At 65.0% G+C, this 11,260-nt stretch carries 13 protein-coding genes and 1 pseudogene; 4 read left to right on the top strand and 10 right to left on the bottom strand.

Features of this window, described 5'->3' with window-relative positions:
• Window positions 1–598: 598 nt before the first annotated feature.
• Together ACLBYD_RS28725 and ACLBYD_RS28720 are read right to left on the bottom strand one after the other, a co-directional pair.
• Window positions 599–808 carry a hypothetical protein gene (locus ACLBYD_RS28725; RefSeq protein WP_447819107.1) on the bottom strand — a complete coding sequence of 70 codons (210 nt, stop codon included), beginning with the start codon at window positions 806–808 and terminating at the stop codon, window positions 599–601.
• A gap of 193 nt (window positions 809–1,001) precedes the next feature.
• On the bottom strand, window positions 1,002–1,379 hold the full coding sequence (locus tag ACLBYD_RS28720) for a hypothetical protein (RefSeq protein ID WP_447819105.1): 378 nt from the start codon (window positions 1,377–1,379) through the stop codon (window positions 1,002–1,004).
• 303 nt (window positions 1,380–1,682) lie between these two features.
• Between ACLBYD_RS28720 and ACLBYD_RS28715 the strand changes: the two genes are divergently transcribed.
• Together ACLBYD_RS28715 and ACLBYD_RS28710 are read left to right on the top strand one after the other, a co-directional pair.
• The gene (locus tag ACLBYD_RS28715) at window positions 1,683–2,528 is read left to right on the top strand and encodes a hypothetical protein (protein WP_447819104.1); all 846 of its coding nucleotides are present in this window, start codon (window positions 1,683–1,685) and stop codon (window positions 2,526–2,528) included.
• A gap of 44 nt (window positions 2,529–2,572) precedes the next feature.
• Window positions 2,573–2,782 carry a hypothetical protein gene (locus ACLBYD_RS28710; protein ID WP_447819103.1) on the top strand — a complete coding sequence of 70 codons (210 nt, stop codon included), beginning with the start codon at window positions 2,573–2,575 and terminating at the stop codon, window positions 2,780–2,782.
• A 141-nt stretch (window positions 2,783–2,923) separates the two neighbouring features.
• On the opposite strand, the gene ACLBYD_RS28705 is transcribed toward ACLBYD_RS28710, so the two are convergent.
• The 4 genes from ACLBYD_RS28705 to ACLBYD_RS28690 form a co-directional block, all read right to left on the bottom strand.
• Entirely contained in the window at window positions 2,924–4,972 is a 2,049-nt protein-coding gene (locus tag ACLBYD_RS28705) for an ATP-binding protein (RefSeq protein WP_447819102.1), read from the bottom strand.
• Between the two features lie 176 nt (window positions 4,973–5,148).
• Window positions 5,149–5,706, bottom strand: a complete 558-nt coding sequence (locus ACLBYD_RS28700; RefSeq protein WP_447819101.1) for a hypothetical protein — start codon at window positions 5,704–5,706, stop codon at window positions 5,149–5,151.
• Entirely contained in the window at window positions 5,706–6,284 is a 579-nt protein-coding gene (locus ACLBYD_RS28695; protein WP_447819100.1) for a hypothetical protein, read from the bottom strand. The genes ACLBYD_RS28700 and ACLBYD_RS28695 overlap by 1 nt, the downstream gene beginning before the upstream one ends.
• Before the next feature lie 203 nt (window positions 6,285–6,487).
• Window positions 6,488–6,922, bottom strand: coding sequence for an HD domain-containing protein (locus ACLBYD_RS28690; RefSeq protein WP_447819099.1), 435 nt, complete (start codon window positions 6,920–6,922; stop codon window positions 6,488–6,490).
• Between the two features lie 383 nt (window positions 6,923–7,305).
• Here ACLBYD_RS28690 and ACLBYD_RS28685 point away from each other — a divergent pair, with 383 nt between their 5' ends.
• Both ACLBYD_RS28685 and ACLBYD_RS28680 read left to right on the top strand, forming a co-directional pair.
• Window positions 7,306–7,548 (top strand): type I restriction-modification system subunit M N-terminal domain-containing protein, encoded by a 243-nt coding sequence (locus ACLBYD_RS28685; protein WP_447819098.1) that lies wholly within the window; start codon window positions 7,306–7,308, stop codon window positions 7,546–7,548.
• Between the two features lie 149 nt (window positions 7,549–7,697).
• Window positions 7,698–8,381, top strand: coding sequence for an HsdM family class I SAM-dependent methyltransferase (locus tag ACLBYD_RS28680; RefSeq protein ID WP_447819097.1), 684 nt, complete (start codon window positions 7,698–7,700; stop codon window positions 8,379–8,381).
• Here ACLBYD_RS28680 and ACLBYD_RS28675 read toward each other — a convergent pair.
• The 4 genes and pseudogenes from ACLBYD_RS28675 to ACLBYD_RS28660 form a co-directional block, all read right to left on the bottom strand.
• Window positions 8,360–8,808 (bottom strand): annotated as a pseudogene (locus ACLBYD_RS28675) (IS3 family transposase); the annotation flags it as partial. The gene ACLBYD_RS28680 and the pseudogene ACLBYD_RS28675 sit on opposite strands and share 22 nt — an antisense overlap.
• 31 nt (window positions 8,809–8,839) lie before the next feature.
• Window positions 8,840–9,049 carry a hypothetical protein gene (locus ACLBYD_RS28670; protein WP_447819096.1) on the bottom strand — a complete coding sequence of 70 codons (210 nt, stop codon included), beginning with the start codon at window positions 9,047–9,049 and terminating at the stop codon, window positions 8,840–8,842.
• A gap of 98 nt (window positions 9,050–9,147) precedes the next feature.
• Window positions 9,148–9,762, bottom strand: coding sequence for a histidine phosphatase family protein (locus ACLBYD_RS28665; RefSeq protein ID WP_447819095.1), 615 nt, complete (start codon window positions 9,760–9,762; stop codon window positions 9,148–9,150).
• Window positions 9,759–11,260: class I adenylate-forming enzyme family protein (locus ACLBYD_RS28660; RefSeq protein ID WP_447819094.1), on the bottom strand; the 1,502-nt coding region annotated here is incomplete at its 5' end. The genes ACLBYD_RS28665 and ACLBYD_RS28660, both read right to left, overlap by 4 nt.

Raw genomic sequence — 11,260 nt, 5'->3', positions numbered from 1 at the left:
TGCCGTCGCCCGCGTCGCTGCGCTCCGCTCAACAGCAAGGCTTCATGTGCACCAATGTTTTTCATCGTCACCTTACATGCCACACCGGAGAGCATCGACAGGCCGGGACGCGCTGCGCGCGCCGCACACACCCCCGCCGCGCTGCTGACTCCCCGTCCCGACATCATGCTCCCATCATACCCCACACCCAAAGACAGCGCCAGACGAGCACAAACACTCCAAATCGCCAATATCGTTACACACCAAGAACATAACCCAATATCACAGAATCGTCATGCGCATTACAACAGTAAAACCTTGCACACCAATATGATTCACAATAACCATTGCACCACAACACATTTCACAAACACACCGAAAACAGCACCCCACCGCGCCCCCACCACCCCACACACCCCCAACACCGACCCCACCCACACCCGCCGGCACCACCACCGACCCCACACCGGGACATACCATCACCCCAGCTCACAGCACACAACAACCCCCACACCCACCACCAGGCACACACGCCGAGGGACGCACCGAAACCACGACACCACCACCGCCGACACGGCAGAAGGCCGGACCGCCACACACGACCCGGCCCCCCACCCCATCAACAACCGAACAACTCCTCAGCCGCCGGATCAGGCGCATCCAGAAACCGCACCACGACCCCCTCCCGCACCACCCCCAGGAAACCGTCATCCCCGAGCGAACCCAACGCATCACCCCACTCCACAACCTCCGGATCGAAAACCACAGGCACATTCACCACCACACAGTGCGACGACACCTCAGTCCACTCGATCACCACCGAACGCATCACGCACCCACCTCCGCCTCGCCCACCGTCGCATCGACCACGACCGCGGGGAGTTAAAGCGAGAGGGCTCCGATCAACCGGGCCCCCACGCGCCAACCAAGGAGCACGCCATGAAATGGACCGCTGCAATCGTCCTCATCGCCGAGATCGCGGATCTCAATGCCTCCTACCCCGGACTCGGTAACGCCCTGGATCATCCCGCGCCGCAGACACACGATCCGGTGCTGGGCGGTTGGAAGCACCCGCTCAGGTGATACGGGAGCTCGTATTCACCGCGGACCCGCGCAACGAACGGATCACCCGGCGCGTCGTTGATGGCAGGGCTCTCGCGGATCTCGTGATCGGGGAAGCGCTCGAACAGTGCCTGCATGAGGAACAGTGCCCAGCGTTCCTGGTATCCATCGAGGTCTTTCCTGAACCGGAACTCGGGCTCGACGCGGATGCTGACGGTCTCGATCAGCCAATCGGTCTCCTCCGATATGGAGACGGTCCCGATCCGTACACCGTCTCTTAGGAGCTCGACCATCCCCCGCTTCGGATACCTGCCGTATCCGAACGGATACACCTTCACTTCCAAACCCTCGCGAGCCACACGGTCACGTTCCGCCCAATCCTCAGCCCTCAGGTCGCTCATAGTTCGCCAGGATTGCAGGTTCCTTCCGATCGTGCGTACTACCGGCCCGAGTCCGTCCCTCCCGCGACGAAACCCGACAGAATCCGATCAACAACTGTGATGTCCGTCACAATACCGGGCGATTTCGGCTACGGCTTCCCATAGGTACTCATAACCAGAATCGGTTACCGCGGTGCTGGAAGATTTCCCGTAGACGCGCAGAGCTCGCGGATGCGGAAGTGAGCGAGGAGAGGTATGTCGATGTCAACTTTGGAGGAACGCGCCGATGGTCGGCGCCGGATGCACGAGCTGGTCGAGAAGACACGCGAGGTGGGCCTCCGAACGGCGGGCGGGAGCTGGAGTTCGCCGGCCGATGCGCTGATGAAGGTGCTGTATGAGTACGCCGTCGCTGCTCTCCAGACGATGATGAAGGACGGGTCGATCCAGTCCCAGGGACCAGCACATCTCCGCTTTCTGCACATCGACGAGGGCAGCCTCGAGTGGCTTCGGATAGACCATGAGAGCCGCCACTATCTCGCGAGCGAACTCATCATCAAGACTTTCCCGAAGTTCCTGGAGAAAGCGGTGGAGGGGGGCGGGTGGAACAGCACTAGGTCGGCGTTGCCGACCTACTTCGTCAATGCCTGCTTGATGAACAAGCACGATGTGATCAACAAGTGGGCGAAGGAAACCAGGAGAAACCGCGCGGCGTGGTCTGAGGAACAGCCAGCGGATCGCGCCTTGCCCGATATCGCGGACAACACGGTCAATCGGGTCGAATTGTCCCATCTGATCGGCATCTCTCCGGCCTCCGTGCGGCCGATTCTCGTTGCACTCTCACACGGCTTCACCGTTGCCGATGCAGCCCGTGGAATGCGGATCAGCGTCGGCGCCGCCGAAAAGCGTCTGGCGCGGTACCGCGCTAACACGATCATCCCGCGTGTGGCCGAAGGCCTCCTCGGCGCGCCCTCGAACTACTTCGTCACCAATCACGTCGCAGCCGCAATCGCTGCCAACGACGCTGACACGTACCACGAGTCCGCCACCTCCGGTCCCTTCGACAATTCCTGGCCCCCTGCTCCCGACACCAACGCCGACCCCTTCTGACGCCTCGATCTTCCTCCCGTACGCCTTCTATCTCTTGGAGCATCATGAACTCGAACGATGGTGACCGCACCCGCGGCAACAGACTCTTCCGCTGGTACGCGCACCCCTTGACCACCGTGCTCGCGATCGTCATCTCGACCCCCGTGCTCGTCCACTTCCTCGAGCCCATGCTCGCGGCCACCCTGCTGGGCGGGCTCGTCAGTTTCGTCGCGACGTGTGCCGGCGCCTATAGAAACCAGGGCCCAACCAAGTAACCGATCCCGCGAAGCCGCCCTGGATCACCAGCACGGGAGGCCCCNGATCCGACGGGGCCTCCCGACAGCCACAGGACCTGGCCACCAGCTCAGCTCGCACCCACCTTCGGCGCGGTTCCAAATCTGCCTGGCGCCCGAGGACTACCTGCTCGCAGGCAGTCCTAGTCTGTCGAAGAACGCACGATTACGTTCCGTGGCCCCATTTACGAGACCATCGAAGCTGATGACCTCGATGTACACCCGTCGCGCATCGTTGAACCCGAAGTACGCGAGGCCATCCTGGGTCGGACGCAGACTCGCGAGTTCGCAGCGGTCGATCATCTTGGCAGTCAAATCCGCGATTATGTAGCAGAACGCTGGCGCCCCCTCCGACTTCGGAATCGGTCTGCCATCGCTAGTCTTGGCGCCGCCTTCGCGGATCTGCTTCACGTAGCCGAGGCACTGGTCGATCGGATTGTTGTCCTCGGAGGCGTCGGTCCGCATGGGGCGCTTGATCTCGACGACGACGATCGAACTGAGCGGGACGCTCTGGCGCTCAGCTGCGAGCACAGCGCGGCCGGCGAGTCGCGTGGCGATGATGTCCGGTTCCTTCGTCGACTTCGAGTCGGTGATGGGCATGCTGTTGAACGTTTTGTCCGACGCGAGATAGTCGTGGAAGGCCAATCTCTCGTCGATGATCCACAGGTTCGAGGCGTCCGTACCGATCTCGTTCGAGTCTTTCCGCATCGGGATCAGCAGATTGTGGATCTCGTCCTCGCGGCAGTACTTGCCCTCGTCGTCCGAGCGGATGAGCTTCGCCAGAACATCAAGGATCACCCGGCGACGCGCCACGTAGGCCGCCAAGTCCGACTGGTTGATGTCGGTGATCTTCGCCAGGTACTCGTCGAGCCGCTCCTGGTAGTCCGCGGGCCGCTCGGCACCGTCTTCGGCGAAGATCTTCTGGGCCTCGGCGAGAGTTTCGGCTTCGAGCTTCTGGAGTTCGCGGTGAAGAACCACTTCCAGCTCCGTGTTCTTCATCGCCGGATCGACCGTCAGTCCCAGCGACCCCATGCGCTTCAGCAGAGGTCGGTACCGAGGCGCATGATTGCTGACGTAGTCGTTGACCCGCGACTTACCCTCGTCCCGGGCTGCCGCCAGCTCATCGGCGAGCAGAACTTCTATCTCGGTGAGCACAGCCGTGCGTACGTCGGCGAGCGTGATCTCACCCTCGATCGTGTCGCCCTCGATGGTCTCGTCGATGTCGAACGCTGTCCTGTCAGCGCGGACGTTGGCGTCGAGGTAGTCGGAGGCGAGGTAGCAGACGTAGGTGAAGTCCGCGCCCTTCTCGTCCTTGAGTCGGCCGTAAAGCCCGGGGACCTTCCCGGTGATGTTCTCTTCAGTGACCACACGGCTCGCGGCGCACCAGTAGAGCCTCGGCGTCTGGTTGCGGGTCGACGACTTCAGGCAGAGGTTGACCATGTCGAACTTCTCGCCCTTGACTTCGATCGTCTTCGTCGGCATCGCCGAGTAGACGAACTCGTCCATTAGTTCCCTGAGTAGGACGGTCTCGCCATCGTCGACGACCCGGATCTCGGGCGCGCCGCCAGGCCGCAGGAAGTACCAGATGCAGTGCTCGAACACTTCTCTCGCGATTGCCGCTGCTGTCTTGTGGGCGCTCTTCTGGTAGGCGGTGCCGAAGCCGTCCAGCTCGACGGTCGTCCCGGTGTCGGCGAGCGTCTCGGCTGGTTCGATGGGCTCTACCTCTCGATCGACCGAGAACCGAAACTGTCGGCCCTGGAGGGTGCCGTCCTCGCCCTTGTAGGTGCTTTTGACCACTATCTTGCTGAATGCCTTCAGCCACAGCAGGCGTCCCACGCCTCGGCATCCGTCGGCCGACTTGTAGTCACTGTCCAGCGTCTCGAACGACTTCATGTTCTCCGCAGTGAATCCCACGCCGTTGTCGGTGACTACGAACCCGATGATCGGTTCCAGCGCAGTACGCCCGGGCGCGGTGATGCCGAGATCGAAGCCCACCTGCGGGCTACGCACGATCCTCACGTCGAGGCGTCCCTGGGAGCTGGCCTCCTCGAACCTCGCATCGATAGCCTGTATGCCGTTGACGACGGCCTCCAGCAGCGGGAGAAGCGCGTGGCTTTTCGGCAGGCCGGTGTTCTTGACTCGTCCCCGAAGGGAGGTCGTCATCGCCGCCATGTCGTCCTTCTTTCCATCTCGGCGCCGCTCACCCGTGCCAGCGCGTCAGACAATCCTAGGCAGGCGGCACGGGCCGAGGCTGCATGATCAAGACATCGGCGATCCACCTGCCCGACACGGTTACTGATCGCATGCCTTCCATAGTGGGAGCGGGCGTGTCGTTTCCTGCTCCCTGTTCAGGCGGTGCGGGCGATCTCCACAGCCAGGCGACCGTCGGCGGTCGGGGTGACCCGGGAGTCGATGTGCAGACCGGACTTGCGGACCGCGGCGATCTTTCCGGTACGCAGGTCGCGGGCGGCGACCGTGGCTGTACGCCGCTTGTCACGGTCGTAGACCTTGTAGGTCAGCCACTGTCCCGGCGCAGCTGAAGCCAAGGCATGGACCTTCGCCGCAGCGAACTCCTGCGGCGAAGGGATGCGCTCGGGCACCGGCTGGGCACCGAACACCTCGGCCAGCGTCTTGTGGTCGGGTTCGGCGGTCAGTTCGTCGAGCAGATCGCTGTGCCGGCGGCCGTCGAGCTTGCCGAGTTGCCCGGCTTCAACCAGCGCGTGGCCGGTCGCGGCGTCGACCGGGGCCCAGTCGAGTTCGTTGTCCCAATAGAAGTCCTGGCCGAGCTGGCGGTGCAGCACGAACCGGCCCAGGTTCGGGACATAGGCGTAGATCCGGGCCGCCTGGGTGTCCTCGTAGGCGAGCCACTGATCCTGACCGAGGTAACTGACGGTGTACAGGCTCATCACGTGTCCCTTCCGCGATTCATCTTCCGTGGTGCGTAGTTCTTCGGGGTGACCGGGCAACCGCCGAGCTCGGACAGGTCCGCGAGTCCGGGGGGGGTGGGGACCTGCGCCCAGCGAGTAGTCATCTTCTCGATCAGCGCGGCCCGCTCGGTGGCGGGAACGCTAGTGTCGCGGGCGCGTTCGTAGTCGACGTGGGTGTCGTCCTTGACCTGCTGCGAGGCGTCGGTGTGGAACTGGAACTCGGCGACCAGCCCGTCCGGGTGGCGGGCGAGCATGTGCAGGCCCTTGTACTGGTTGCCGTCGAGATAGGACTGCTCGGCCTCGATCACCATCCAACCGCGATGGGAGAGCCCGGCAGCCATCGCCCGGGCGGTCGCGACCATGTGCTCGGGGCGGGAGATCGCGGTGTAGCGGACGACGTCGGTGATCTTCTCCACGATCCGTTCCGGCTCGGCGAACGGTGCGACCTTGACGCGGTCGGCGAGCTTGCGGGCCAGCGAGGCCGGGCTTTTCATCCGGAACTCGAGGCCATACATGCGGGCACCCTCGGGGAGTACGGCGAGCACATCAGCGGTCATCGCGGCCTCCTGCTGCTTCACGGCAGTCATCGCGTCGACGACCGGCCGGATAGTCGGCATAGAGCCGGCGCGGGCTGCTGGCCGGGTCGGTGGCCCACTCGACACCGGGCCGATCCGGCGCCGGGTCGGGACGCAGCGCCTCGATCGACGCCGCTCTGCGCTGTCGGTGATCGGTACATCTGCGGCCGCCGTCGTCCTCGGCCCTACACACCGGCGGTCAGCTCGGCCCGCGCGCGGGCATATTTCGCGATCAGACGGTCTCGGGTGGCGGCGTCGAGCCGGGTCAGGCGCTGCGGGTCGCTGTTGTCGGCCAGGTCCGCGAGTTTGACCGTCAGCGCCAACGGCACTGCCCGGACGCGGGCGTAGTAGTCGGCCGGGGCTTCGCCTGGGCGGCGGGTCAGCGCATCGACCGCGACGGTGACCTCGGCCGGGAACGATTCTTCGAGGTCGACGAGGGTGACCGGGGTGTCTTCGACGACATCGTGCAGCCAGGCGGCCGCGACGGCGTTCTCGTCACCGGCCACCCGGGCGGCGACGCGCGCGGGGTGGGTGATGTAGGGCTGGCCGGCCTTGTCGACCTGGCCGCGGTGGGCCGCGGCGGCGATCTCCTCGGCGAGCGCTGCGATTGACCGTCTCATATCTTCCTCCATCTTCCCTCATCTTACCCCGTCCCGACAATGGATGCAGTTGGGAATACCTCCTCCGCCCCGCGCCCGCGTTGGCCGGACCTGACACCCGGGTCAACGGTCGCCCACCGGCACGAGGAGCGCGGCCAACTCATCGCCGAGCACAGAACCGAACCCACCGGCGATGCCGTGCTCGACACCGACGGGATCAACCATCTTTCCCGATCGGTACACCGAGCATGTTCCGTCGCTGGCAGCAGCGCTGATCGATCGCCGCCGTGGCCTAAATACGTCCCTGCCTGCCTCTACTCTGAGCACCCGAAATAGGGTGAGCACCGAACCACCCCGGCCTTCGGGTCGCCCCCTCACCAGCAAGGACACCTCGACAGAGGACAGTGACCCAGCAGGAGATCGAGAACCGGCTCTGGGACGCCGCCGACGAACTCCGCGTGGCGATGCCCGAAGCGCAGTACTCCTCGGTCGTCTTCCCGCTGATGTTCTGGAAATACCTGTCCGACACCTGGGAGCACCAGCACGAGGTGTTCCTCGCCGAGAACGACGGACTGCTCGAGGATCTGTCGCCGACGAAGCCCACGAGATCGAATACCGCGACTACCAGTCGTTCGAGATCCCGCTGATCCACCCCGACACCGTCCACGAGCGCCGCGCCTCCTGGGCCTCGACCCTGGCCACCATCACCCAACCCGGCCTCGGCCAGCGGGTACGGGCATCGCTTCAGGCCATCGAGACAGCGAATCCGGACAAGTTCTCCCGCCTGTTCGGGTCCATGACGTGGACCTCCGAAGAAGTACTCTCCGGTGAGGTGTTGGCGGCGGTCATGCAGGCGATGGACCGCACCCCGAAGATGCACGAGGGCAACATGTCCCACGACGTGCTCGGCGGAGCGTACGAGTACCTGCTCAAGCGGTTCTCCGACGGCTCCGGCACCCGCGCCGGCCAGTTCTTCACCCCACGCGAGGTCGTCGAGCTGATCGTCGAGATCCTCGACCCTCACGATTACGAGTCGGTGTACGACCCGACGTGCGGGTCCGGCGGCATGCTCATCGCCTCTGCCGGGTTCCTCAAGGCCCGCGGCAAGAAGGGCTACTCGTTGCAGCTGTACGGGCAAGAAGCCGTCACGGACACCGCGGGCGTGGCCCGCATGAATCTGTTCATGCACAACCTCACCCAGTTCCAGGTCGAAGTCGAGGTCGGCGACACCTTGAAGGAACCGCGCTTCAAGAAACCGGACGGCTCGCTCGCGCAGTTCGATGTGATCCTCGCCAACCCGCCCTACAGCCTGAAGTGGAAGCTCTGGACCAACGACCCCCGCGCGATCGGTAGCGTCGCACCGCAGTCGTCAGCAGACTGGGCATTTGTGCAGCACATGATCGCCTCGATGGCCCCGAAGAAGGGACGCGCCGGCGTCGTCCTGCCCACGGGGTTCCGTCCGCGGGCCTTGGCCTTGTAGTAGGTGGACGGGGCGATGCTGATGCCGTGCTCGGTGAGCACGGCACAGATCGGGATGACCGGAGAATCGTTCCCGGTGGGCGTCGATGTAGTCGACGATCACCGCAGTCGGCGGTCGACCTCCGCCGCCGTGAAAAATGCACTCGCAGTCTTCAAAATCTCGTTGGCCCTACCTAATTCGGCGTTCTCTTTATGCAGTCGGCGCACCTCGTCGAGGTCGGCATCGCTGTCCGACGTCGCGACGGTCGGGGAATCTTTTGCTCTGTGGCTTCGATCCAGTTCCGCAGTGTCGCCGGCGCGATGTCGAGCAGCTCGTCGACATGGCGACGGACTGCAGTCTTCGAGCCTCCGTGTTCGGCGATCCGGTCCCGATACATCCGGACCGCACGCTCCTGAGTCTCCGCGTCGTACTTCCTCGGTGCAGGCATACCAGCATTCTCCTTGTTAGATCAGGAGCCTTCACCTCACCCAGGACGGTTCAGGGTCGTAGCCGCGCCGGCCGACCTCACCCAGTTTGCAGGTGGCGTGGAAAGCGCGGGTATCGAGCCGATCGACGACGTCGATCACGAACCAGACCAGATGATCCTCCGGCAACCAATCGGCCATATCCGGTGGCAACAGGAACTGCTGATCACGATCAACCGGTCGATACCCACGAGCCATGATCAAGTCTCTCCAGACCGTCGTCTGAAGTCACGTAGCCCGGCCGGGCAATCAAACGTTCAAATTGCAACAGCCACGACACGACTGCAAGTCGCCGCAAGGAGTCAACCGATGGCCGAGTAGACGTCGACCTGACGCAGATGTCCGGTCTCGTTGACCGACACCACGGTTCGCTGTCCACTCCCGGCGGCCTGGAGCCGGCTGATCGAGGTGTATCCCGGGTCGAACCACATCATCCGGTCCACCCCGAGGATCGACCCTAGGTAGGCGTTGATCACGCCGCCGTGGCAGACCGCGACCGCATGCTGCCCCGGTGCCGCGGCGATCACCGAATCGACCGCGGCGACCACTCGCGCCACGAACTCGACGCCCGCGGCGTCACCGTCGGGGTGTCCGCCGGCGCGGAGCCGATCCCACATCGGATGTCCGCTCTCCCGCATCTCCTCGATGGTGAGATATTCGGAACTGTCCCGGTCGTATTCGTCGAGGTCGACAACTGTCTCCACCGGGAGCCCCAGCTTCTCGGCGAGCGGCTCGGCGGTCTGGCGGGCCCGCAGTGCCGGGCTCTGGAAGATCCGGTCCACTCCGTCGACGGCGAGCCAGTCCGCCATCGCCCGGGCCTGCCGGACCCCTTCCGGGGTCAGCGGCGGATCGGCCCGGGTTCCGGCTGCGACCCGCAGCGACTCCGGCAACCCGTGCCGGACCAGCGTGAGTCTCATCGCGAACCCCCGACCAGAGCGTCCTCGATCAGATTGCGGCGCAGGATCTTTCCGGCCGCGTTGCGAGGTAGCTCCTCGACGACGACCGTCGAGGCCGGCACCTTGTACCCGGCCAGCCGCTCCCGGCACCAGGCCCGGATCTCCTCGTGGTCGACACCGGTTGCCGGGGCGGTCGGCACGACGAAGGCCACCGGCACCTGTCCCCACCGTTCGTGAGGAATACCGGCCACCGCGACCTCGGCCACCGCCGGATGGGCGAGCACCGCCTCCTCGACCTCCGCCGGGTAGACGTTCTCACCGCCGGAGATGATCATGTCGTTGAGCCGCGAGAGCACCCAGACGTAGCCGTCGGAGTCGAAGGTGCCGACGTCGCCGGAGTGAAACCACCCGCCGCGGAAGGCCTCCGCGGTGGCCTCAGGTTTGTTCCAGTACTCCCGCATCACCGTGGGGCCCCGGTAGACGATCTCACCCGCCTCTCCGACCGGGACGTCGTTCATCTCCTCGTCGACGATCCTGACCTCCATCGCCGGGAGCGGTCGTCCCGCCGCACCGCGTTTCGCGGCGAAGTCGTGGCCGTCGAGCACACAGGTCGCCGACGCCGTCTCGGTCTGGCCGAAGGAGCTGTGGATCTCCGCACCCGGGAACGCGGCGCGGAGTTTGCCGAGGAGCTGATCCGAGGCGGGTGCGCCGCCCCAGATGATCTGGCGAAGCTGCGGGGTCCGCTCTGCGACGCCGGGTACCGCGCAGATGTCGTCCCACTGGGTGGGGACGAAGAAGCAGGCGGAGACTCCCTCGCGTTCGAGCAGGTCGACTGCCTCTTCCCCGCTGAAGCCGCCGGTGCCGGCGAGAATCGACTTGGCGCCCACCGTCAGGTGGGTGAGCGGTCCGAGGATGCCGCCGATGTGGAACAACGGCAAGCCGGCGAACCACACCAGCTCCGGGCTGTTGATGTCGCGGGAGCGGCGCGAGTTGGCGATGGAGCCGAGCAGATTCCGGTGGGTCAGCACCGCGCCCTTGGGGCGGCCGGTGGTACCGGAGGTGTACATGATGTACGCCGGATCATCGGCTGCGATCGGGGCCGGTGCCACCGGCTCCGAAGACGCCGCCGGATCCGCCACCCGCCGGATCCGGGCGCCGTGCTCCGAGCGCTCCCCGGCCTCTTGAGCCAGCGCTTCGAACCGGTCATCGACGCAGACGACCTGCGGTCGGCAGTCGTCGAGGATGTAGGCGATCTCGTCGGCTGTGAGTCGAGTGTTGATCGGCACCGTCATCGCGCCGAGCACGGTCGGTGCCAGATGGGCCACCAGCGTCTCGATGCTGTTGCCGGCCAGGACCGCCACCCGATCGCCGGAAGTCACTCCCGCCTGCTGCAACTGCACGGCCGCCCGATCGACGCTGCTGAAGAACTCCGAGTACGAGACCGCCACGTCTTCGAATTGGACGGCGACGCGGTCGGGAAAGCGTGCCGCCACACCCCGGATGGTCTCCGGGAGCGTGG

This window comes from Rhodococcus sp. C26F, from assembly GCF_053345925.1.
This window is presented reverse-complemented; position numbering and strand designations above follow the sequence as displayed.

Bases quoted from the DNA above. Each gene is read 5' to 3' on its own strand.
- ACLBYD_RS28695 (WP_447819100.1), bottom strand. From the start codon at position 6,284: ATGACCGCTGATGTGCTCGCCGTACTCCCCGAGGGTGCCCGCATGTAT.
- ACLBYD_RS28710 (WP_447819103.1), top strand. From the start codon at position 2,573: ATGAACTCGAACGATGGTGACCGCACCCGCGGCAACAGACTCTTCCGC.
- ACLBYD_RS28680 (WP_447819097.1), top strand. From the start codon at position 7,698: ATGACGTGGACCTCCGAAGAAGTACTCTCCGGTGAGGTGTTGGCGGCG.
- ACLBYD_RS28665 (WP_447819095.1), bottom strand. From the start codon at position 9,762: ATGAGACTCACGCTGGTCCGGCACGGGTTGCCGGAGTCGCTGCGGGTC.
- ACLBYD_RS28725 (WP_447819107.1), bottom strand. From the start codon at position 808: ATGCGTTCGGTGGTGATCGAGTGGACTGAGGTGTCGTCGCACTGTGTG.
- ACLBYD_RS28705 (WP_447819102.1), bottom strand. From the start codon at position 4,972: ATGGCGGCGATGACGACCTCCCTTCGGGGACGAGTCAAGAACACCGGC.
- ACLBYD_RS28690 (WP_447819099.1), bottom strand. From the start codon at position 6,922: ATGAGACGGTCAATCGCAGCGCTCGCCGAGGAGATCGCCGCCGCGGCC.
- ACLBYD_RS28700 (WP_447819101.1), bottom strand. From the start codon at position 5,706: ATGAGCCTGTACACCGTCAGTTACCTCGGTCAGGATCAGTGGCTCGCC.
- ACLBYD_RS28715 (WP_447819104.1), top strand. From the start codon at position 1,683: ATGTCAACTTTGGAGGAACGCGCCGATGGTCGGCGCCGGATGCACGAG.